This is a genomic window from Finegoldia sp. P1-F-LS (assembly GCF_052932205.1).
Genome location: NZ_JBRFJH010000001.1, coordinates 96,805 through 119,496, shown reverse-complemented (window position 1 = coordinate 119,496; position 22,692 = coordinate 96,805). Strand labels below are relative to the sequence as shown.

The following is a 22,692-nucleotide window of genomic DNA, read 5'->3' as shown; positions in this document are numbered from 1 at the left end:
ATTATACCTCCATTATTACTGGCAATATCATTGGATTTCTCTTGATTTCTTGATACAAGAATTTCTTTAATGTTTCTCTAATATTGTGTTTAAGAGTTGACCAATCGTAGATATTTTTCGTATAACATTCGTCTAAAACATTTTGAACAACAGATTTGCACTCTTCCATTAAATCATTATTTTCTTTAACATATACAAACCCTCTTGAAATGATGTCAGGGCCAGCTATAACTTCTTTGTTTCTAGCATCCAAAGTAATTACAACAACAATTAATCCGTCTTCTGATAAATGTCTTCTGTCTCTTAATACAACATTTCCAACATCACCTACTCCAAGTCCATCTACTAAAATGTTACTTGCAAATTTAGTGTCGACAAGATTAATGCTTTTTCTTGTAAATTCAATTGTATTACCATTGTCTGCAATCACAATATCTTTTTCTTTCATTCCCATATCAAGCGCTAAATTTGCATGACACTTTAAGTGTCTCATTTCTCCATGAAGTGGAACAAAGAATTTAGGTCTAACTAATGAATGCATCAATTTCAGTTCTTCTTGACAAGCGTGTCCACTTACGTGTACATCAGCCAAGGAAGAATAAATAACCTTAACTCCCATTTCCATTAACTTATTGATAACTGAACTAACTTGATTATCATTTCCTGGAATTGGTGTAGCAGACAAAATAACTGTATCAGTTGGATCTAAATGAACTTTTCTGTGTGTACCATTAGCCATTCTCGTCATTGCACTCATTGGTTCACCTTGAGAGCCAGTTGTTAAAAGAACTATTTCGTTTGGTTTATGCTTATTGATATCATTTATATCAATAATAGTTTTGTCGCCAACTTTAATGTATCCTAACTCACGCGCAACGTTAACAGTGTTAATCATAGACCTTCCTGAAAGAGCTACTTTTTTATTGAAATGCTCAGCAGCTGAAATAACTTGTTGAATTCTGTGAACATTAGATGCAAAGGTCGCTACAATTATTCTAGCAGGTGCATCGTCAAACAAATTTATAAAAGTTTTACCAACACTTTTTTCACTTAAAGTATAACCTTGTCTTTCAACATTTGTACTATCAGCGAATAATGCTAGAACTCCCTTATTACCTATGGAAGCTATTCTTCCAAAATCCATTCTATTATTATCAATTGGAGTGTAGTCTATTTTAAAATCACCAGTAAAGAACAAAACTCCTACAGGAGTTGTTATAGCTAAACTTGCAGAATCTGGAATTGAGTGACATACTTTTACAAACTCTACGCTAAATTCTCCGAGTTTAATTGGTTTTCTGTAATCAACTGTATGAAGTGACTTCAAACTTAATTTGTGCTCCAATATTTTATTTTCTAAAAGTCCCATTGTAAGTTTTGTTCCATAAACAGGGACATCTAATTTTTTTAATACGTAAGGAATTGCTCCAATATGGTCTTCGTGACCGTGAGTTATAACTATTCCTCTGATCTTTTCCTTATTTTTTTCTAGATAAGAAATATCAGGGATTACTATATCTACCCCCAACATTTCTTCATCAGGAAATGTCATTCCACAATCAACGACAATAATATCATCTTTGTATTCTACTACTGTCATATTTTTCCCTATTTCATTAAGTCCTCCTAGTGGAATAACTTTTAATTTATCAATATTCTTTTTTGCCATTTATTTCTCCTCATTTTTAAGTTTCTCTTGGCAATCAGAACATATCCCATAAAACTTTACATCGTGATTTTGTATATCGAAGTTGTAATCTTTTCTAATTTGCTTTTCGATGCCTTCTAATAAATCATACTTAACTTCATCAACTTTACCACAATTCGTGCATATAATATGGTGATGATGGTGATCTTCATCTTCATCCACTAATTCATATCTGTATCTTTTATCATCAAAATCTAACTTATATACCAAGTTAAGTTCTTCAAAAATTAATAAAGTTCTATAAACCGTAGCTATACCAATTTCCGGATCTTTTTTGCTTACTATTTCGTTTAATTCTTCCGGAGATAGGTGTGAATCCATATTTTCTAACAATGCTTCAAAAATCACTTCTCTTTGTTTAGTTACTTTGTATCCTGCATTGATTAGTTTAGTTTTTAATGTTTCAATGTTCATTATTGCTCCTTTTGTGAATTCATTAGATCTTCATATACTTCGATAGCATCGTTTAATTCTTTTTCGTTTTCTAATCCAATAAATTCAATTTGTTCATCGTTTCCTATATATTTCAAAATAACATTCTCTCCATTTGATACATCCTCTAATACGCAATAATTATCATCATCCATACCAAATGTATTAATTATTTTAAATTCTTTTTCATTATTATTTTCATCGTATAATTTTATTGTTTCCATAATTATCTTCCCATATCTAAATAAGTTTGCAGAATATATGTCGCTGCAACACTATCTATTACATCTTTTCTTTTTTTTCTTGATACATTTTGTTCTATCAAAACTCTCGTAGCACTGACAGTTGTCAATCTCTCATCAACATATTCAATATCCAAATCCGTATGTTTTCTTAGCTCTTTTACAAATGTTTTAACTTTTTTAGCTTGAGGGCCAATTGTATTATTCATGTTTTTAGGTAGACCTACTATAATTTTACTGACCTCTTTCTCTTTAATTATATCATTAATGATTTCTATATCTTCAATTTTACTTTTTCTCTTGATCGTCATTAATGATTGGGCAGTCAATAAAAACGGATCACTTATAGCGACACCTATAGTCCTATCTCCCACATCAAGTCCAATATATCTTTCCATAAATTTTTACATATTTTGAGAGCTGTTACAAGTAACAGCTCTACATTATCCTTTATTTATCTATTTCATTCAAGTAAACTTCTAACATTTCTCCCAATAAATCATCTCGATCTATTTGTCTTATCAAATTTCTTGCATTATTAAAGCTTGTAATGTAAGTAGGATCTCCTGATAATATATATCCAATAATTTGATTTTTAGGATCATATCCCTTTTCTTCTAAAGCTTGGTAAACTTTTTTCAAAGTCTCCTTTATTGATTTCTTTTCAAGTTTCGATGCTTCAAATCTAACCGTATGGTTTAAATCCTTACCTTCCATTTTTTGCCTCCTTTAAGCATTAAGTTTTGATTTCACTGTTTCAATTCCTTTTTGTAATGCTTCATCAACTTTGGAACTATCTTTTGCACCAGCTTGTGCAAAGTCTTTACGTCCACCGCCGTTACCACCACATACTTTGGCAACTTCTCTTACAATATCTCCTGCAAATACACCTTTTTTAACTGCAGAATCCGTAACTAAAGCTATAAATGATACTTTTGATTCATCTGAATTAGCTAATATTACAACTCCATCTTCTAATTTTGATTTAATATTTTCTCCAAAATCTCTAAATGAATTATTGTCCAAACCACTTAATTCAAATGTGCAAACTTTTGTACCATTAACCTCTACAGCATCATTAATAACTGAATCAACATTTGAAGATAAATCCTTATTTGTTATATCTTTAAGTTTCTTCTTCAATCCCTTAATTTCTTCAGTATTCATTTCAATTCTTCTAGTGATTTCGTCTTCGTTAGATGCTTTTAGTGAATGCTTAACATTATCAATCAAACTATCTCTTTCTTTGAGATATTTGTATACTGCACGGCCAGTTATGGCTTCGATTCTTCTTACACCTGCAGCAACACTTGATTCAGATATTATCTTCAACATTTGAATGTCACTTGTTGTTTTAACGTGAGTTCCACCGCATAATTCTATAGAATAATCTCCCATTTGAACAACTCTTACAACATCTTGATATTTATCTTCGAAAAGTCCTCTAGCTCCTATTGATTGTGATTCTTCCAATGACATTTCATCAATTTTTACTGGAATTCCCAAAGCTATTTTATCATTAACAATTTGTTCAACTTTTTCTAATTGTTCTTTTGAAACCGCTTCAAAATGAGTGATATCAAATCTTAATCTTTCACCATCAACGTAAGATCCAGCTTGATTAACATGATCCCCCACAACATCTTTTAAAGCTTGATGCAATAAGTGTGTTGCAGAGTGGTTTTTCATAATATCTCTTCTGTTAAGTTCATCTACTTCTATTGTAACTTTGTCACCTACGTGTAGACTTCCTTCAGTGACTTTAACATAGTGCAAGAATACTTTCTTTCCTGTTTTCTTAGTGTCGTACACTTCAGCTTTGAAATTATCATTATAGATAATTCCTTTGTCACCTACTTGTCCTCCACCTTCTCCATAGAAAGTTGTACAATCTAATACTATTATACCCATTTGTCCGGCTTTTAAATTATTTTCATCTTCACCGTAAATTTCTATAACTTTACTTTCATCTTTTAATGAATTATATCCGTCAAATTTTGTTTCTGGAAGTCCTTCGCCATATTTTTTGTCAGAAGACCAACCCATATTAGATTCATTTCTTGATCCCCTAGCTCTTTCTTTTTGTTCTTCCATTAATTTTTTAAATTGAACTTCATCTACAGTCTTGTTAACTTCACCGACTAATTCCTTAGTTAAATCTATTGGGAATCCGTAAGTGTCATATAACTTGAATGCATTTTCACCACTAAATACATCTGAATCTGTTTCTTTCAACATAGAATCTAAAATATTCAATCCCAAATCCAAAGTTTCTTGGAATTTCTTTTCTTCGGCATTAGCTATTTTAACAATTCTATCTCTATCTTCTTTTAATTCAGGATATCCTGATTCATAAACTTTAATACATGAATCGATAACTTTTTCTATGAAACTGTCGTTTATTCCCAATAATTTTCCATGTCTACAAGCTCTTCTTATAAGTCTTCTTAGTACATATCCTCTTTGTTCATTACTTGGTATTACTCCATCGTAGATTAAGAATGTCATAGCACGTACGTGGTCTGCAATTATTCTAATGGATACATCGTTCTTGTGATTTTCTTTGTATTTTACACCTGAAATTTCTTCGATAGTTTTGATTATATCTTTTACAAGTCCAATTTCAAAAATGTTGTCAGCATTTTCCAAAACCATTGTAATTCTTTCAAGACCCATTCCAGTATCTATATTTGGATGAGCAATTCTTTCGTATTTTCCATCTGCTGTTTTGTTAAATTGTGTGAAAACCAAATTCCATACTTCCAAGAATCTTTCGCCTTCATCACCTGGTTTTGCATCTTCTCTAGGATCAAATTCAAATCCTCTGTCTACGTGAATTTCAGAGCATGGTCCGCAAGGTCCTTGATCTAACTCCCAGAAGTTATCAGCTTTGCCTAATTTAACAACTCTTTCTGGACTAATCCCAACTTCATTAACCCATATATTATAAGCTTCTTCATCTTCTTCATAGACACTTACCCATAAAATATCTTTTGGAACTTCTAATTCATTTGTCAAGAAATCCCATGCCCATGTAATTGCTTCTCTTTTGAAATAATCTCCAAAAGAAAAATTACCAAGCATTTCGAAAAAAGTACCATGTCTTTGTGTTTTTCCTACTTCATCTATATCTGCTGTTCTAATACATCTTTGTGAAGATGTTGCTCTGTCTTTTTTAAGTTTTTTCTCACCTGTAAAGTATTTTTTCAATGGTGCCATACCAGCATTTATAAGTAAAAGACTCTTATCATCTTGTGGAATAAGAGGAAATGATTTAATAACAAGATGTCCTCTTTCACCAAAATAATCTAAGAATTTTTTTCTAATTTCATTTAAACCGTAATTTTTCATTATAACCTCACTAATTTTTAAAAAACATTTTAATTTTATCTTTAAAATGTAAATATAATATTTTAATTGTAGCAACGAATGGAACTGATAAAATCATACCTACAACTCCAAACATTCCACCACCTATTATCAAACTAACAATTACTAACAATGGATTAATACCAATTTTTGAACCCAACAATTTAGGTGCAAGTATGTTGTTTTCAACCCATTGTATAGATACGAATACAATTACAACAACCACAGCTTTTATTGGGCTGTCTAAAAAAGCCAATATAAAAGCCGGAGTAACCGCTATAAAAGGGCCAATATAAGGAATAATATCTCCTACCATAGTAAGTATTCCTATGATAATCGCAAAATCAACTCTCATTATAATTAAAGCAATAGCTGTAAGCACTCCTACAAATATCGCCATTATTAATCTACCACGAATGAATTCGCTGTAAGCTTTATCCATATCATTGCAAACGCTCAAAAACTTGTCTTTATTTTTATTTGGTATAAATCCCATTATAAAATCAATACATTTTTCTTTATCCAATAACATATAAAAACTAACAACAGGAATTAAAATAATTCTAAGTAAATTAGTAAAAATACTTCCTGTAATATTTCCTGTTTGTGATAACATGTCCAATATCGAAGTTTGAATTGTCCCAAGTTTTTGATTAACTGTTTGCATCGCATTGGACATTATTTTGCTTACATTAGGATACTCTTTGAATATTTTTCTATTAAAATCATTTACTTTTATAGAAATATCGGCCATAAAACCAGGTAAACTAATTATCATTTTTTTGATTTGTTGAATAGTTTGAGGAACAACAATCATTCCTAATAATATTATCAAAAATATTACTATGACATATATTATTAAAATTGCAAACGACCTTCTGATTCCTTTATTTTCAAAGTACTTAACCAAAGGATTGATAATGTATGAAAGTATTATTCCTATCAATAAAGTATTGATAGTGTGATAAATTACAGGATACTTTGAAAATAAAGCCAATAATCCCAATAGAATAAGTATCAATATAGTAGTTTTTTTTATTTTATGGAAATTAAATACAATTTTGTATTTCTCATCTACCTTACTATTTCCCACAGTAATCAAAAAATACGTTCCAAATACCATGAAAATAATAGTTATAAATACTAATGCATTGTGTAGAAATTCAGAATTAATAATCATATCTATTTCTCTTTGCTAATCAGGTCTTGTAAACTTACGTTTTTAATACTATTAATCATATCGTCATGCATTTGAGTCCAAATAAGTCTAGATGGACAAGTATCTTCTCTTGAACATAGTCCAGGAACTACAGAGCATTCTGTCACTCCAAAGAACTCTTCCAAGCACTCCAAGATTTCGGCAACCGAAATTTCTTTTGGTGATTTTTTTAATAAATAACCACCTTGTACACCTCTGACAGAAATTACTAAATCTTGTTTTTTTAATTCTCGAATAAGTTGTTCTAAATAATTATTACTAAGTCCTGTGGCTTTTGATATTTCATTCAAACTAACTGGATTATCTCCATATTTTTTGCCTAAATATATCATTGCCGCAAGCCCATATCTTCCTCTAGTAGATAATCTCATAAGCCCTCCTATTTATGATAAATTTTATCATAGTAAAATAGTTGTGTAAATATCCTATGTCAATAATAATAGTAGATTAAGATAACTCAATCTACTATTACCAAAATTATTTTACAATTATATTAAAAATTCTTCCTTTAACATAAATTTTCTTAACTACGTTTTTGCCTTCAAGATATTTTGCAACAACATCATCCTTAACAGCTTTTTCGTAAACTTCATCTTCTGAAGCTTCCCTGTTTATTTCTACTGTTGCTCTTAATTTACCATTTACTTGGATAGGCAATTCAATGACATCTAAGATAGTCTTTGATTCATCATATTCAGGCCAGCTAGATTCATGAACATATCCTTCATATCCCATTCTTTGCCAAATTTCTTCTGTAATGTGTGGACATACTGGATTTAATAATATCAAGAAAATTTTATATTGTTCCTTGGAGATTTTGTCTAAGTTGTTGAATTCATTCAATAATGTCATAAGTTGAGCAATCGCTGTATTGAATTTCAAATTTTCATAATCTTCACTAACTTTTTTAATAGTTTGGTGAATCAAGGTTTCCATTTTTTCAAAATTAGAATCACCATCAACTAACTCTTGTGTTCTCCAAACTTTATCCAAGAATTTTCTACAACCTTTAACTCCATTTTCTGACCATGGAGCTGATTTTTCAAAATCTCCAATAAACATTTCATAACATCTCAAAGTATCTGCACCGAAATCTCTAACTATATCATCTGGATTTACGACATTACCACGAGACTTACTCATTTTTTCATTATTGTCCCCTAAAATCATTCCATGGCTAGTTCTCTTCATGTATGGTTCTTTTGTAGGAACTACTCCGATATCATACAAGAATTTATGCCAAAATCTAGAATACAATAAGTGAAGTGTAGTGTGTTCCATTCCACCGTTGTACCAATCTACAGGTGTATAATAGTCTAAGTTTTCTTTGCTAGCTATAGCTTCATCATTGTGTGGATCAGTATATCTTAAATAATACCAAGAAGATCCAGCCCATTGTGGCATTGTATCAGTTTCTCTAACCGCATCTCTGCCACATTTTGGACATTTTGTGTGAACAAAATCATCTATTTTTGATAGTGGAGATTCTCCATTATCTGTTGGTTCATAATTATCTACCTTTGGTAATACCAATGGCAAATCTTTCTCATCCAATGGAACCCATCCACAATGTTCACAGTAAACCAATGGAATTGGCTCTCCCCAATACCTTTGTCTTGAAAATACCCAGTCTCTTAATTTGTAATTTGTTTTCTTATGACCTATTTCTTTTTCTTCAATGTATTCATACATTTTTTCTTTTGCTTCATCTACAGTCAAGCCATTTAAAAATCCTGAATTAATAAGATTTCCTTCATTTGTTTCTGTAAATGCACAATTTTCTATGTCAGATCCTTCAATTACAGGAATCATATCAATATTAAATTTTTTAGCAAATTCATAGTCTCTATCATCGTGAGCAGGAACTGCCATGATAGCACCTGTTCCGTAAGTCATCAATACATAATCTGAAACATAAACAGGGATTTCTTTGTTTGTCAAAGGATTAATAGCTGTTAATCCATCAATTTTGTATCCTGTTTTTTCTTTAGATAAATCTGTTCTTTCTAATTCTGATTTTTTTGCAACTTCTGATCTATAGCTTCTAATTTCATCAATGTTTTTAATTCTATCACTATATTTTTCAATCAAAGGATGATCAACTGAAATAACCATGTAAGTAGCACCAAATATAGTATCTGCTCTTGTTGTAAATACAGTAATTTTTTCATCAACTTCTTTTACTGCAAAATTAATTTCTGCTCCGTATGATCTTCCAATCCAATTGATTTGTTGAGATTTAATTCTATCAAAGTAATCGACATCTTTTAAATCATCAATAAGCCTATCAGCGTATTCAGTAATTTTAAGCATCCATTGGTTCTTAACTTTTCTGACAACTTGACCACCACATCTTTCACAGTGACCATTGATTACTTCTTCATTTGCAAGTCCAGTTTTACATGATGGACACCAATTAATAGGCATTTCTTTTTTATAAGCAAGACCTTTTTTGAACATTTGAATGAAAATCCATTGAGTCCATTTATAATAATCTGGATCTGTTGTGTTTATTTCTCTATCCCAATCAAAAGAAAATCCGATTGATTGCATTTGTCTTTTGAAGTTTTTTATATTATTTTCAGTAACAACTTCAGGTCTTATTTTATTCTTAATAGCAAAATTTTCTGTTGGAAGTCCAAAAGCATCCCAACCCATAGGATATAAAACATTGTATCCTTGCATTATTCTTTTTCTTGAAACAATATCTAGTGCAGTGTATGGTCTTGGATGACCTACGTGTAGTCCTTGTCCAGATGGATAAGGAAACTCTACTAATGCGTAAAATCTTTTTTTAGATTTATCATCAGATGTTTTGAAAGTTTTATTTTCTTCCCAATATTTTTGCCACTTTTTCTCAATAGAATTCGGATTATATCTATCCATTTTTACCTCCAAATAATAAAAAATTCGCCTCTTACATAGAAGAGACGAAATAAAATTCCGCGGTACCACTCTTATTGGTTAATCCCACTCAAATCTTTAACGCAGATATACGAATATTCTTTTAATAAACAAGTTCAATAATCTTAAATATTGATTCGCACCACCCATCAACTCTCTGAAAATTTTTAATTATTTACTACTTTTATTCAAATATTATTATAAAAACTTATTACTATGATACCACATCAAAGAATTAAATACAATATTAATATTCACAATGTCCAACAGTTCTTGGGAACGGAATGACATCTCTTATATTTGACATTCCTGTCATGTACATTACCATTCTTTCAAATCCAAGTCCAAATCCACCGTGCTTAACTCCACCGTATTTTCTTAAATCAAGATACCATTTATATTCTTCCTTGTTGAAACCTAGCTCATCCATTTTTTGATCCAATAATTCAAATCTTTCTTCTCTTTGGCTTCCACCAATTAACTCACCAATTCCTGGAACTAAAAGGTCAGTTGCAGCAACTGTTTTTTTGTCGTCATTAAGTCTCATGTAAAAAGCTTTGATTTCTTTTGGATAATCAGTAACAAACACTGGACCGTCAACAACTTTTTCACTCAAATATTTTTCATGTTCTGTTTGTAGATCCATTCCCCATTCAACAGGATATTCAAATTTTTCTCCTGATTTTTGTAGAATATCAATAGCTTCAGTGTAAGTCAATTTTTTGAATGATTTGTTTGCAACTTTTGTCAATCTTTCAATCAAGTTTTTATCTACAAAACTATTAAAGAATTTAATTTCCTCTTCACAATTTTCCATAACATCTTTTATGATGTATCTTACCATATCTTCAGCCAAGCTACATACATCATCCAAATCTGCGAAACATATTTCAGGTTCCATCATCCAAAATTCTGCCGCATGTCTAGGAGTATTAGAATGTTCACTTCTAAAAGTTGGTCCAAATGTATATACATTTCTGAAAGCTAGTGCGTAAGCTTCTGCTTGCAATTGACCACTTACAGTTAAGTTAGTAGATTTTGAGAAGAAATCTTGTGTGAAATCAACATTTCCGTCATCATCTTTTGGAAGATTATCCAAATCCAATGTTGTAACTCTGAACATTTCTCCAGCACCTTCAGCATCACTGCCTGTAATAATTGGAGTATGAACATATACAAATCCTCTTTCGTTAAAGAATTTATGAATAGCAAATGCTAATCTGCTTCTAACTCTAAATACAGCATTAAATGTATTTGTTCTTGGTCTTAAGTGTAAAATTGTTCTCAAAAATTCAAATGTATGTCTTTTCTTTTGTAGTGGATAATCATCAGTAGATTCACCTTCTACAATAACTTTTGATGCTTGAATTTCAAATGGTTGCTTAGAATTTGGAGTCAAAACTAATTTACCTACAACAATAATTGCAGAGCTTAGTTTTAACTTTTCAGACTTTTCAAAATCCTCATTATCTTTTCCTACAACAATTTGAACAGGATTGAAGAAAGTTCCGTCATTTAATTCAATAAAACCAACATTTTTACTAAATCTTGAGTTTTTAATCCAACCTCCAACTTCAACTTCTTTGTCAGAATACTTTTCGTAATCTTTAATCAAATCTTTAATTAATATCATTCTTTACTCCTCATTTTTTTATATATTTTGCTTTCATATCCAATATCTTTTGGATCGTAATATTTTTGATTTTTTAATTCGTCAGGTAAATATTGTTGATACGAATCGTCACTGTGCGGATATTTGTATCCGATTCCTCTATTCAATGATTTTGCCCCATCATAATGAGCGTCTTTTAAATGATCAGGAACATCGTAAATCTTGTTTTGACGAATATCTTCTAATGCCTTATCGATTGCTACATATGATGTATTAGATTTTTCACTTGATGCAAGATAGATTACACCATTCGATAAATTTATCCTACATTCTGGTAGCCCTATTAAATTAACTGCGTTAAATACATTAATAGCCACAGTCAAAGCCTCAGGATTTGCGAGTCCAATATCTTCTGATGCAAAAATCACCATTCTTCTGGCAATAAATTTAGGATCTTCACCGCTTTCAATCATTCTTGCTAAGTAATATAAAGCTGCGTCAATATCAGAACCTCTCATAGATTTAATAAATGCAGATATAACATTATAGTGATCTTCTTCTTTATCGTATTTCAAAACAGGTTTAAATACAGAATTTTTAATTGCATCTTCATCTATAATTAAGCAACCATTAACTTGATCTGTGCTCTCGATTGCAATCTCTAGAGCATTCAATGCACTTCTCGCATCCCCATTTGCAGAATTTACGAGAACATCAATTGCTTTTTCATCTATTTGAATGTTCATTTCTTTTAATTTTTTATCTTCTGTAAGTGCGTTTTCTATAATATTTCTAATATCATTATAAGTCAACGGTTTCAATTCGATAATTTGACATCTAGATAAAAGAGCTTTGTTCACTTCAAAGAATGGATTTTCTGTTGTGGCACCTATCAAAGTAATTGTTCCATCTTCAACATATCCTAACAATGCGTCTTGTTGCGATTTGTTAAATCTATGAATTTCATCAATAAACAAAACAGTTTTTTTGTTATACATGCTCAAATTAGTCTTAGCAGTTGAAATAACTTCTCTAATGTCTTTAACTCCATTTGAAATCGCAGATAATCTTTCGAATAAAGAATTAGTTTGATTCGAAATAATTTCTGCCAAAGTTGTTTTTCCAGTTCCAGGTGGTCCGTAAAAAATCATAGAAGGAATTTTATCAGCCTTTATCAATCTATTCAAAAGCTTTCCTTCGCCAACCACGTGAGATTGTCCAAAATATTTATCCAAACTTTTTGGTCTAAGTCTATTTGCTAACGGTGAACTATTTTCTTTTTGTAATTGTAAATTATATTCAAATAAATCCAAAATATTTCCCCTTTAACATTTATTTTATTTATATCTTACCATAAAAATTAAATATCGTTAAATAAAAATTAAAGGTCGGATATTTACCCGACCTTATTCATTATCTAATTTTGATATTTCCTCGTTAAAAGATTTAACATCTGTAAATTCTCTATACACAGAAGCAAAACGAATATATGCAACCTTGTCAATTTTCTTAAGCTTTTTCATTATTAATTCACCTATTTCAGATGAATCTACCTCCCTTTTATTGCTATGTGTTAATTCAACTTCTATCTCTTTAGTAGCCTCAAGCAACACTGAATCTGGAACAGGTCTTTTTTCACAAGACTTTTTCATTCCACGATACACTTTATCTCTATCAAAAGCTTCTCTGTTTTTATCTTTTTTTACCACTGTAAGATTATTAAAGTCATATCTTTCATAAGTAGTAAATCTTTTGTGGCAAGAAATACATTCTCTTCTTCGTCTAACAATTTTATCGTCTTCAGATGCTCTAGTATCTACAACTTTTGTATCAGATGCATTACAGAACGGACATTTCATTAGAATCCTCTTCTCTTCAAGAATGAAGGTATTTCTATATCATCATGATCTTTTTCAGAAGTTTCTTCTGATTTTTGAGAAACTGGATCAGACTTTTTATTTGATTTTAATTTGTTAGCCATTGGGTTATCAGAATCAAATCCTGTTGCAATTACAGTTATTTTGATATCGTCACCTAAAGACTCATCAATACCAGCACCAAATATAATATTAGCGTCTGGATCTACTTCTTCTCTGATTAATTCTGCAGCTTCATTAACTTCGAATAATCCTAATTCTTTTCCTGTAACATTAATCAAAACAGCTTTTGCTCCTCCGATTGATGTTTCTAATAATGGAGATTTTACTGCAAGTTTTGCAGCTTCCATAGCTCTGTTGTCTCCATTCGCTTTACCAATACCCATGTGAGCAATTCCTTGGTTTAGCATAATGGATCTAACATCAGCAAAGTCCAAGTTAATTAAGTTAGGTACAGCAATTAAATCAGAGATACCTTGAATACCATCCATCAAAACTTCATCAGCCATCATAAAAGCTTCTGACATTGTAGTTCTCTTGTCTGAAATTTGTAATAATTTATCATTAGGAATTATTACCAATGTATCAACTTTTCCCTTTAAAGCTTCGATACCTTGTTCAGCCTGCATTTGTCTTTTTCTTCCTTCAAAAGTAAATGGTTTTGTTACAACGCCAACTGTAAGAATTCCTTTTTCTTTTGCAATTTGTGCAACTATAGGTGCAGCACCAGTACCAGTTCCGCCACCCATACCAGCAGTTACAAATACCATGTCTGTTTTATCAAGTGCTTCTTCGATTTCGTTTCTACTTTCTTCAGCAGCTTTCATACCAACTGCAGGATTAGCTCCGGCTCCCAAACCCTTAGTAATCTTGCTTCCGATTTGTAATTTAGTATTAATATCTAAATTATTTAAAATTTGTTTGTCAGTATTTACCGCTACGAATTCAACGCCTTGTAAACCTTCTTCTTTCATTCTCTTGACAGCGTTATTTCCACCGCCACCAACACCAATTACTTTGATTTTTGCTAAATCATTATCTTCTAGTTCCATATCAAAAGTCATAACATCCTCCTAATTCGTAATTAAAATTTATTTCAATCTCTATGATTTAATTATACTACAAGTTCAACGTTTTTTTGTTAAAAACCTGCTTTTGTCTCACACTGTAGCGTTGTTGTATCTATAGTATAATTTTTCTAAAATTTCTTTTTTGTTGTTTGTATCTAGCATTTCTATTTTGTATTATTATTGCTTTGTATCCTTTTGGCGACGCTTGTAATAATTTGATAATGTTTCCAGTTTTGTATCATGTTTTTATTTAATGTATTATAAATACACCTTATTTTCAATGTGTATCTTGCTTTATTTCTTTACGATGATTTACAGAAACTGTATTTACTCACTTTGTTCTGCATTTTCTTTTATCAAAAATGGTTTTTTAGGATCTTTAGTATCTACTATTTTTGTGTTTATACTTTTAGTACTAATTTCATTCAAAATTTTTGAAATATTATTAGATTTCTTTTCTGAATCATTTAAATCTCCAAAAAACACGCTTATTTCATTTTTTGTAAGCAAAGTTATATCACTTGCATTGTAAACATTAATTTCAGTTAATTGATTTAAAACTTTATGAGAAAAAAGATTCTTCAAAAATTCGTAAAACTTTTCATCTGATTCTAAATTATTTATTTTCGACAAATTTTCATTTGCTCCAACTATCTTAACAATCTTAGAATAATCAATTCTATCTTTGTTCTTTACCACATTAAAATCAGAATCTACAAAAAACTTATCCTTTCCAATTTCAAAATAACAAATATCTTTCGTTTCTTCTACTGTTACTTCTATGGTATTCGGATAAATTTTCTTGATATTCGCACTTCTAATATAAATATCTTTACTAATTTTAGTTTGTAATTTATTCTTGTTAAATCTAAAAATATTTTCTCCTAATGAGTAATTAGCATAATTTTTTATTTCAGATAATTTTACTATTTTATTGTTTTTAACCTTTATTGTTTTTATTGAAAAATAGTCAATTGTAGCACATAAATATACTATGAGTGCAATCAATAGTGATATTGCGACAATAATAACCGTTCTAAGCTTTTTCATCTTGTTCTACCAATCTGTAAAGTTCATCTACGATATCTTTACAAGCAGTTGGATATGACATTTTCTTAGAGTTTTCTGAAAGTTCATTTAATAAATTATCATCACTTAATATTTCGTTAATTTGATCAAACAATGTATCAGAGTTCAAATCTTTTTCTAATATTACTTTACTTGCTCCATTTTTTTCAAAAGCTCTGGCGTTATGCTCTTGATGATTTTCAGTTGTATATGCTTTTGGAACGAGTATAGATGCTTTTCCCAGGAAAGATAATTCAGCTAATGTTATAGCTCCACTACTTGTCACTATTAAATCAGATACTGCATAAGCTTTATCTATATCATCGATATATGGGAAAACGTGTAAGTTTTTGATTTCTTTTCCTGATTGTTGCATAAATTCATCGTAGTTCAACTTACCTGTAGCTAAAACTATTTCGAATTTATCTTGATTAGATATTTTTTCAATCATATTCAATGTTGCTTTGTTTAATATTTCAGAACCATTTGAACCGCCAAAAATAAATACAACCTTTTTATTTTCTGAAATATCGTATTGTTCGAGCGCAGATTTTTTGTTTTTTTCAATATCAGTAAATCTATTTCTAATTGGATTTCCTGTTACTACAGCTTTATCTTGATTTTTGAAATATTTAATCGATTCTTTAAATGTCACAAAATATTTATCAACATATCTAGATAGAATTCTATTCGTAATTCCTGGAAAACTATTTTGCTCATGAAAAGCTACCTTCGCTTTAGTTTTAGTGGCTTTGTATAATATAGGTCCACTCACATATCCACCAGTTCCTATGACAAGATCTGGTTTGAATTCTTTGAGGATTTTATTTGCTTCTCTTAATCCTTGAAATAATTCTTTCAAAGCTTTAAAAGAATTCGCATTTATTTTTCTCGGAATTCCTCTCACATGTATAGTTTTAAAATCTATTCCTAGTTTTGGTACAATGCTACTTTCCAATCCCTTTTCGGTGCCTACATATAGGATTTTATTATCCTTATCTCTTTTCTTTAATTCTTCTATTAATGAAATTGCTGGATATATATGTCCACCAGTTCCACCGCCAGATACTATGATATTCATTTTCTCTCCTCTTCATTGTTCCTGTCTACATTTAAGATTATTCCAACTAATCCCAACATAATCATCAAAGACGTTCCACCATAAGAAATAAATGGTAAGGTCAATCCTGTTGGAGGAATTAATCCTGTAACTACTGTCATGTTAACATAAGCTTGTATTCCGATTACAAAAAGTATTCCAGAAACCAATAACTTTGAATAAATATATTTTGTTTTCATTGCAATTCTAATTCCACAAACTAAGAATGCAAAATAAGCTATAATTAAAATCAGCGCTCCTAGAAACCCAAATTCTTCACAAATAATTGCGAAGATAAAGTCGTTATGAGCTTGCGATAGATACAAAAATTTTTGTTTACTCATGCCCAATCCGCTACCGAGAAAACTGCCATTAGACACAGCTGCTAATGATTGTGATAATTGCCATCCTTCATCTTCTAAATTGCCCAATGGATCAACAAAAGCTATTATTCTGTCAATTCTACTATAACCTATTTTTACTTTGAAAATAGCTATGTATCCGAAAACCAGTGTTGTTAATAACGTTGACACAATGTATCTAAAATTCAAACCGCTCACCATAAATACGCAAAATACACTTCCTATGATTACAATTGCCGTTGATAAGTCAGGTTGCATAAATACAATTCCACCTGATACTGCAACTAAGAAAATCATTCTTAAAAAACCTTCATTAAAGGTTTTAATTTTATTTATTTTTTGTGATACTATTGCTGCGGCAAGGTTAATTGATGCAAATTTAAGAATATCCGATGGCATGAAACTAAATGATTTAATCTTAATCCATCGTTTTGCGTAGTTTATTTCTTTACCTAAAGGTGTAAATACTAATGCACACAAAATGAGTGAGATTAAAAAAATCCACAATGCATTTTTTTTGTAATTCTCATTGTCATAAACACCAGTAAACTGCATGAAAACAAATCCAAGAAGAGCAAAAATACCCTGTCTTAGTCCATAGTAATACCATGCTCTGTGTTCACTTACAGCTGTTGGCCAGCTTGAACTTAGTACCATAATTATTCCAAAAATTGTCAGGAAAACTGTTATATACAATAAAGCCTTCCCATCTTTTGAAAGTTTCATGCCTCTATCCTCGCAAATTATTTACTAAATCTTTAAATTCGTTTCCTCTTTCTTCATAGTTATAATACATTCCCCAACTTGCACTAGCTGGTGAAAGTAGAACTACATCTCCACTTTCGGCTATTTTGTTAGCTTGAGTTACTGCTTGTTTCATATCATCTACCAAATAGATATTCTTAAATCCATATTCTTTAGCTTTTTGTTCGAACAAATCTCTAGTTTGTCCCATTAAAATCAAAGCTTTAAATTTATCTTTACCAGCTATGAAAAAATTATCCAGGCTAACTTTTTTGTCATATCCACCGGCCAATATAATAACATTCTTATCAAAAGATTCTATTGCCTTAACACTTGCATCTACATTTGTTCCCTTAGAATCGTTGTAGTATTTTACTCCAGACAAATCCCTTACAAATTCCAATCTGTGTTCTACTCCAGAAAAGCTCATTAAAGTTTCTCTAATACTATCATCATTTATTCCTATCAATTTTGCTAAAGTAACGCAGAATAAAACATTTTGATAATTATGATAGCCTATTAATTGAACATTTTTTAAATCAATGATTTTATCGCAATCTGAATCAGAAAAATATATAGAATTATCTTTTATGAATGAGCCTCTTTTAACATTTTTTGATGTAGAAATATCGTATACATTTGCTTTTGTAAATTTTTTGCATTCTTCATAGTATTCGTCATCTGCATTAAGTACAGTGTAGCAATTTTCGTCTTGATTTTTTAGTACATTCTTTTTTGCATTTACATAATTTTGCATACTCCCATGCCAATCAATATGATCTGGAGTAATATTGATTATGCATGAATATTGAGGTTTAAAATGTTTCGTACTTTCTAGTTGGAAGCTCGAACATTCAATAACAAAAAATGTGTCCTTATCGCTGTTGTAGATTTCCCACAACATACCTACTCCTATATTACCTATTGAAATAGCTTTTCTACCTGAATCATTCAACATTTTTGTCATCAATGAAGTTGTTGTTGTTTTGCCATTTGTACCAGTAATAGCTACAATTTTAATATCTCCAAAAATTCTTTGTGCCAATTCCAAATCGCTAACAACTTCGATATTTAATTCATTAGCCTTTAATATTACTGGATTATCCATTCTGATGCCCGGACTTTTTAAAATAATATCGTACTTATCAATAGTATCTATAGATTCTATTCGAACGTCTAATTCATTTAATATTTTTGTTTTTTCTTCGTCAATATTATCATCGATTGCTCCCAAATCATATCCTTTTAATTTTAATGTTTTTAGAGCTGATATTCCTGTTCTTGCTAATCCAAATACTAATATTTTCTTCATATTTCACCTACAATATATCTAATAATGTAATTAAACTTGTAATTACTGATACAACCATAAAAGTTGATACTATTTTTTGTTCTTTATATCCCTTTAATTCATAATGATGATGTATTGGACTCATCAAAAATACTCTTTTTTTGTTTCGCAATTTGTAGCTTGTCATTTGAATGATTACTGACAATACTTCAATCATGTAAACAAATCCTAAAATAATTAAATACAAACTCAATCCGTACATAGCCATAATCATTACTAATGCTCCGCCAATAGCCATTGATCCAGTATCTCCCATAAATACTTTTGCTGGGTTTGAATTGTACACTAAAAATCCCAAAAGGCTTCCCGCAAATATAATACTGAATATGCTAGCCGTAGAATTCAAGTTGTACATAATAATACTTGTAGATATGAATACTGGAATTGAAACAGAAGTTGCAAGTCCATCTAATCCATCAGTAAGATTAGTGGCATTAGATGTTCCCATCATCACGAAAATCAAGAATGGGTAAGTTATTAAACCAAAATCTACTGTTTTATGGAAAAATGGAATAACTTGTTTTGTAAAGTTAGGATTTACTTGTTTAATTAAGAAGCAAGCAATAACAGAAAACAAAAGTTGCAATACAAGTTTTTGTTTTTCGTTTAATCCCAATGAACGCTTCATTACTAATTTCATAAAGTCATCTATAAAACCAATTGCTCCAAAAGCAATCATTCCATAAATCGCCAATAAAACTTCACTATTAAACAACCTGAATACAATCACAGTAATCAATGTAGATATGATAAATATAATACCTCCCATAGTCGGTGTACCGGCTTTTGAATAATGTGATTTGGGCCCATCATCTCTGATTTCTTGACCAATATGTTTTTTTCTCAAAATCTTGATTATAAACTTTCCCAATATCAATGAAATTATAATCGCTAATAGCATCGACATTAAAATTTCGCTTTTAAAATTCATATTTTTCTCCTTAAATTATGAACACAAATTATGTCCAATTTTATACCTCATAAGTATTTATTATACCACACGATAATTTCATTCTTCAGTGTTATTTATTGTTCAGTATAAATTTTAATATAAGATTTTGGATCAATCAATTTGTTTTCTTCAGGATCAGTTTTGACCACTTTCCCTTTTTTGCCATTTTTAATTTCAATATTCTTAATTCCGTATTTTTTTAATGTATCCACAGCATCTTCAACTGTGAATCCTACTATCTCCGGAATTCTAATTAATGAGTCTTCAACGCTTCCTGTTGTGAGCTCAATAATATCTCCCTTATTCACTTTAGAATAAGCTGCTGTTTCTTGTGATGTTACAATTGAATTCAAGTTTGAATCTGAATTTGTAACTTTAGATTTTAAACCTAATGAATTTAGTTTATCAACAGCTAACTTCAATGTAAGTCCCTCTAATTCAGGAACAGTAATTTTATCTGAATCAACGGTGTCTAATCTAGTTTTGTTCATCCTTTTATATTCAATAATTTTCGAAAAAATCTTACCTGCAGAAGGCGCGCACACAGCACTTCCTCCATTTTTTCTTTGGGGCTCATCTACTACAACCAAAACTGTGTATTCTGGATGATCCGTTGGAAAAGAACCGAAAAAAGATGCAGTAGTTTTACTATCAGTGTATTTACCATCTTCAATTTTTATACTCGTTCCAGTTTTACCACCAATTCCAAATCCTTGTATTGCAGCCTTTTTACCACTTCCATCATCGACAACTCCTTGCAACATTTTGTTAATTTGCTTAGAAGTTTGTGCTGAAATTATTTGTCTTTTGACTTTTGGTTGAACTTTTTCTACCTTTTTTGTATCTTTTGATATAAATTCCTTCGCTACATGAGGTTCTATTAACATACCACCATTTACAATCGAATTTAGAGCGGTCAACATTTGAATGGGTGTCGCTGATATTCCATGGCCGTAAGAAAGTGTAGCAAGTCTAGCGGCATCAATGTCTTTTACACTTTTTGGAGCTATCCCCAATTCTTCTGCCGGCAAATCAATATCTGTTTTTTGATTAAATCCAAACCCATTTACGTATTTTTGCATATTTGCTTTTCCCAAATCTCTACCGATGTGGACATAAGCAATATTGCAAGAGTTATTAAAGGCTTCTTGGAATGTTTCGTCTCCATGTGGATTCCAGTATCTTTCACACCTAATTACAACACCAGGAATATCTCTAATAAATCCATTACAAAAATAATGTGAATGTTGAGTTGCTGTGTGCTCTTCAGTTGCAGCTGCACTTGTTATTGTTTTAAATACGCTTCCTGGCTCATAAGTCCATGAAGTTGCCTTATTTTCCCACATATTAAAATAAAATTTACTGATTTTATCTTCGTCATTTTCTTTTTTCAAATCATTTAATTCATCTAATTGTTCTTTTAAAAGCGGTTTTTTGGGGTCATTTGGATTATAATTAGGATAAGATCCCATTCCCAAAACATCTCCATTATTCGGATTCATAACAATAATCGTAGCAGATTTTGGTTTGAAATTATTCTCGATATCCTTCAAACTATCTTCTACAAAACCTTGGATAGTAATATCTATGGTTGTTTTTAAATCATATCCATTTTCTGGATTTATTATTACAGAGCTGTCATCTGATAAATCTATCGATCGATTAACAGAACTATTCAGAATTCTTTTACCAGGTTTGCCTTTTAATTTAGAATTATAAAAGCTTTCCAAACCCACAACACCATCGTTATTTACATTAGTAAATCCTAAAACCTGAGATAACATTTCCTTATTTGGATAGTATCTTTTTTTCTCAGATACAACACTGATGAATTTCTGGTTACTAATAGGCAATTTTTTTATATTATCTATTTCAGTTTTAGATAACGAAGGCTTAACCAAAACAGTTTTCTTTTTTTCTAAAATTTTTCTTAACTCTTCTGGCTTCATACTTAAACTTTTGCTTAATGAATCTACTAAATTAGATTTTGCTTGATCATTTAAATACGTGGCATTCACATACAAATTATTTGATACGACATTATCAGCCAACGTTTCCCCATTTGTATCCAATATTTTTCCTCTTTCAGCGTCAATATTAATAGTATTGGTACTTTGTTTTGCAGATAATTTTCGATATTTATCTCCAGCCGGAGTTAATTGTAAATAAATCAACTTCCCTACTATTAGTAGAACAATAAATGTCAATATACAAAATAAAACTACAATACGAGAATTGTAGTTTTTATTGAAATTTTTATTAATTTTTCCTTTGCTTAAATTGCGCCTTCTCATTATTTTTCCTCTAATTTTAAGTACATAATTTGAGCATTTTCAGGAAATTGCATACCCAAATTATTTTTTGCTATTTCTTCAATGTTTTTATTAGTTAATTTGCTTTCTATACTAGATTTTATCACATCTCGATTACCTTCTGTTAGCATTACCTGATTTTTTACTTCTTTTAATTCACTAGACATGCTTTGAATCTTAGAGTAACGATTCATTACTAAAATGGATAAACAAATGACCACACAAATCATCACCTTGTTAAATGTAGAAAAAAGATTTGTTTTTCTGCTTGGTCTATTTAATTTTTTTGTTTGTTCAATTTTCTTTACTTCTAATTCTTTTTTTTCTACGTATTGTGGAAAAACTTCGATTTTTCTTTGCGCGTTACCCAT

The 22,692-nt window shown here is 30.4% G+C and carries 20 protein-coding genes and 1 other annotated feature; all 20 genes read right to left on the bottom strand.

All coding sequences use genetic code 11. From position 1 onward, the window contains the following. Window position 1: 1 nt before the first annotated feature. Complete coding sequence (locus ACU68Y_RS00780; protein ID WP_002842267.1) at window positions 2–1,669, bottom strand: ribonuclease J; 1,668 nt, start codon at window positions 1,667–1,669, stop codon at window positions 2–4. Then, window positions 1,670–2,122 carry a Fur family transcriptional regulator gene (locus ACU68Y_RS00775; RefSeq protein WP_002838348.1) on the bottom strand — a complete coding sequence of 151 codons (453 nt, stop codon included), beginning with the start codon at window positions 2,120–2,122 and terminating at the stop codon, window positions 1,670–1,672. Further along, a complete protein-coding gene (locus ACU68Y_RS00770; protein WP_446755215.1) occupies window positions 2,122–2,364 on the bottom strand; it encodes a DUF1292 domain-containing protein in 243 nt (80 codons plus the stop codon). The genes ACU68Y_RS00775 and ACU68Y_RS00770 overlap by 1 nt, the downstream gene beginning before the upstream one ends. A gap of 2 nt (window positions 2,365–2,366) precedes the next feature. Further along, on the bottom strand, window positions 2,367–2,780 hold the full coding sequence (gene ruvX, locus ACU68Y_RS00765; RefSeq protein WP_002836239.1) for a Holliday junction resolvase RuvX: 414 nt from the start codon (window positions 2,778–2,780) through the stop codon (window positions 2,367–2,369). Window positions 2,781–2,832: 52 nt separating this feature from the next. Continuing rightward, window positions 2,833–3,099: an IreB family regulatory phosphoprotein gene (locus tag ACU68Y_RS00760; RefSeq protein ID WP_002838215.1), complete on the bottom strand. Its 267-nt coding sequence runs from the start codon at window positions 3,097–3,099 to the stop codon at window positions 2,833–2,835. A 12-nt stretch (window positions 3,100–3,111) separates the two neighbouring features. Then, window positions 3,112–5,733, bottom strand: coding sequence for an alanine--tRNA ligase (gene alaS, locus ACU68Y_RS00755; protein WP_446755214.1), 2,622 nt, complete (start codon window positions 5,731–5,733; stop codon window positions 3,112–3,114). A 10-nt stretch (window positions 5,734–5,743) separates the two neighbouring features. Beyond that, on the bottom strand, window positions 5,744–6,931 hold the full coding sequence (locus ACU68Y_RS00750; RefSeq protein ID WP_002839421.1) for an AI-2E family transporter: 1,188 nt from the start codon (window positions 6,929–6,931) through the stop codon (window positions 5,744–5,746). Between the two features lie 2 nt (window positions 6,932–6,933). Further along, entirely contained in the window at window positions 6,934–7,341 is a 408-nt protein-coding gene (locus ACU68Y_RS00745) for an RrF2 family transcriptional regulator (protein WP_002839398.1), read from the bottom strand. A 106-nt stretch (window positions 7,342–7,447) separates the two neighbouring features. Further along, entirely contained in the window at window positions 7,448–9,856 is a 2,409-nt protein-coding gene (gene leuS, locus ACU68Y_RS00740) for a leucine--tRNA ligase (RefSeq protein WP_446755213.1), read from the bottom strand. Window positions 9,857–9,893: 37 nt separating this feature from the next. Beyond that, window positions 9,894–10,073 (bottom strand) — a binding site (T-box leader). Window positions 10,074–10,121: 48 nt separating this feature from the next. Continuing rightward, complete coding sequence (asnS, locus tag ACU68Y_RS00735; RefSeq protein WP_446755212.1) at window positions 10,122–11,507, bottom strand: asparagine--tRNA ligase; 1,386 nt, start codon at window positions 11,505–11,507, stop codon at window positions 10,122–10,124. Then, window positions 11,504–12,799 carry a replication-associated recombination protein A gene (locus ACU68Y_RS00730; protein ID WP_446755211.1) on the bottom strand — a complete coding sequence of 432 codons (1,296 nt, stop codon included), beginning with the start codon at window positions 12,797–12,799 and terminating at the stop codon, window positions 11,504–11,506. Before ACU68Y_RS00730 ends, asnS begins: the two co-directional genes overlap by 4 nt. Window positions 12,800–12,892: 93 nt before the next feature. Beyond that, a complete protein-coding gene (nrdR, locus tag ACU68Y_RS00725; RefSeq protein WP_002836229.1) occupies window positions 12,893–13,345 on the bottom strand; it encodes a transcriptional regulator NrdR in 453 nt (150 codons plus the stop codon). Continuing rightward, on the bottom strand, window positions 13,345–14,427 hold the full coding sequence (ftsZ, locus tag ACU68Y_RS00720; protein ID WP_002838455.1) for a cell division protein FtsZ: 1,083 nt from the start codon (window positions 14,425–14,427) through the stop codon (window positions 13,345–13,347). The genes nrdR and ftsZ overlap by 1 nt, the downstream gene beginning before the upstream one ends. Before the next feature lie 333 nt (window positions 14,428–14,760). Continuing rightward, the gene (locus tag ACU68Y_RS00715) at window positions 14,761–15,483 is read right to left on the bottom strand and encodes a cell division protein FtsQ/DivIB (protein ID WP_012290523.1); all 723 of its coding nucleotides are present in this window, start codon (window positions 15,481–15,483) and stop codon (window positions 14,761–14,763) included. Continuing rightward, a complete protein-coding gene (gene murG, locus ACU68Y_RS00710; RefSeq protein ID WP_316534296.1) occupies window positions 15,470–16,582 on the bottom strand; it encodes an undecaprenyldiphospho-muramoylpentapeptide beta-N-acetylglucosaminyltransferase in 1,113 nt (370 codons plus the stop codon). Before murG ends, ACU68Y_RS00715 begins: the two co-directional genes overlap by 14 nt. Continuing rightward, a complete protein-coding gene (locus tag ACU68Y_RS00705) occupies window positions 16,579–17,688 on the bottom strand; it encodes an FtsW/RodA/SpoVE family cell cycle protein (RefSeq protein WP_446755210.1) in 1,110 nt (369 codons plus the stop codon). Before ACU68Y_RS00705 ends, murG begins: the two co-directional genes overlap by 4 nt. A gap of 4 nt (window positions 17,689–17,692) precedes the next feature. Then, window positions 17,693–19,018, bottom strand: coding sequence for a UDP-N-acetylmuramoyl-L-alanine--D-glutamate ligase (gene murD / locus ACU68Y_RS00700; RefSeq protein WP_446755209.1), 1,326 nt, complete (start codon window positions 19,016–19,018; stop codon window positions 17,693–17,695). 7 nt (window positions 19,019–19,025) lie between these two features. Next, entirely contained in the window at window positions 19,026–19,988 is a 963-nt protein-coding gene (mraY, locus tag ACU68Y_RS00695; protein ID WP_012290519.1) for a phospho-N-acetylmuramoyl-pentapeptide-transferase, read from the bottom strand. 95 nt (window positions 19,989–20,083) lie between these two features. Next, window positions 20,084–22,303: a penicillin-binding transpeptidase domain-containing protein gene (locus tag ACU68Y_RS00690; RefSeq protein WP_446755208.1), complete on the bottom strand. Its 2,220-nt coding sequence runs from the start codon at window positions 22,301–22,303 to the stop codon at window positions 20,084–20,086. Then, a complete protein-coding gene (locus ACU68Y_RS00685; protein ID WP_035113105.1) occupies window positions 22,303–22,692 on the bottom strand; it encodes a hypothetical protein in 390 nt (129 codons plus the stop codon). Before ACU68Y_RS00685 ends, ACU68Y_RS00690 begins: the two co-directional genes overlap by 1 nt.

What these genes read in the sequence shown, in the direction of transcription:
- ftsZ (WP_002838455.1), bottom strand. Translation starts at nt 14,427, where the DNA reads ATGACTTTTGATATGGAACTAGAAGATAATGATTTAGCAAAAATCAAA.
- nrdR (WP_002836229.1), bottom strand. Translation starts at nt 13,345, where the DNA reads ATGAAATGTCCGTTCTGTAATGCATCTGATACAAAAGTTGTAGATACT.
- murD (WP_446755209.1), bottom strand. Translation starts at nt 19,018, where the DNA reads ATGAAGAAAATATTAGTATTTGGATTAGCAAGAACAGGAATATCAGCT.
- ACU68Y_RS00690 (WP_446755208.1), bottom strand. Translation starts at nt 22,303, where the DNA reads ATGAGAAGGCGCAATTTAAGCAAAGGAAAAATTAATAAAAATTTCAAT.
- murG (WP_316534296.1), bottom strand. Translation starts at nt 16,582, where the DNA reads ATGAATATCATAGTATCTGGCGGTGGAACTGGTGGACATATATATCCA.
- ACU68Y_RS00705 (WP_446755210.1), bottom strand. Translation starts at nt 17,688, where the DNA reads ATGAAACTTTCAAAAGATGGGAAGGCTTTATTGTATATAACAGTTTTC.
- ACU68Y_RS00780 (WP_002842267.1), bottom strand. Translation starts at nt 1,669, where the DNA reads ATGGCAAAAAAGAATATTGATAAATTAAAAGTTATTCCACTAGGAGGA.
- alaS (WP_446755214.1), bottom strand. Translation starts at nt 5,733, where the DNA reads ATGAAAAATTACGGTTTAAATGAAATTAGAAAAAAATTCTTAGATTAT.
- ACU68Y_RS00715 (WP_012290523.1), bottom strand. Translation starts at nt 15,483, where the DNA reads ATGAAAAAGCTTAGAACGGTTATTATTGTCGCAATATCACTATTGATT.
- ACU68Y_RS00760 (WP_002838215.1), bottom strand. Translation starts at nt 3,099, where the DNA reads ATGGAAGGTAAGGATTTAAACCATACGGTTAGATTTGAAGCATCGAAA.
- ACU68Y_RS00745 (WP_002839398.1), bottom strand. Translation starts at nt 7,341, where the DNA reads ATGAGATTATCTACTAGAGGAAGATATGGGCTTGCGGCAATGATATAT.
- ruvX (WP_002836239.1), bottom strand. Translation starts at nt 2,780, where the DNA reads ATGGAAAGATATATTGGACTTGATGTGGGAGATAGGACTATAGGTGTC.
- mraY (WP_012290519.1), bottom strand. Translation starts at nt 19,988, where the DNA reads ATGAATTTTAAAAGCGAAATTTTAATGTCGATGCTATTAGCGATTATA.
- ACU68Y_RS00685 (WP_035113105.1), bottom strand. Translation starts at nt 22,692, where the DNA reads ATGGGTAACGCGCAAAGAAAAATCGAAGTTTTTCCACAATACGTAGAA.
- ACU68Y_RS00750 (WP_002839421.1), bottom strand. Translation starts at nt 6,931, where the DNA reads ATGATTATTAATTCTGAATTTCTACACAATGCATTAGTATTTATAACT.
- ACU68Y_RS00775 (WP_002838348.1), bottom strand. Translation starts at nt 2,122, where the DNA reads ATGAACATTGAAACATTAAAAACTAAACTAATCAATGCAGGATACAAA.
- leuS (WP_446755213.1), bottom strand. Translation starts at nt 9,856, where the DNA reads ATGGATAGATATAATCCGAATTCTATTGAGAAAAAGTGGCAAAAATAT.
- asnS (WP_446755212.1), bottom strand. Translation starts at nt 11,507, where the DNA reads ATGATATTAATTAAAGATTTGATTAAAGATTACGAAAAGTATTCTGAC.
- ACU68Y_RS00770 (WP_446755215.1), bottom strand. Translation starts at nt 2,364, where the DNA reads ATGGAAACAATAAAATTATACGATGAAAATAATAATGAAAAAGAATTT.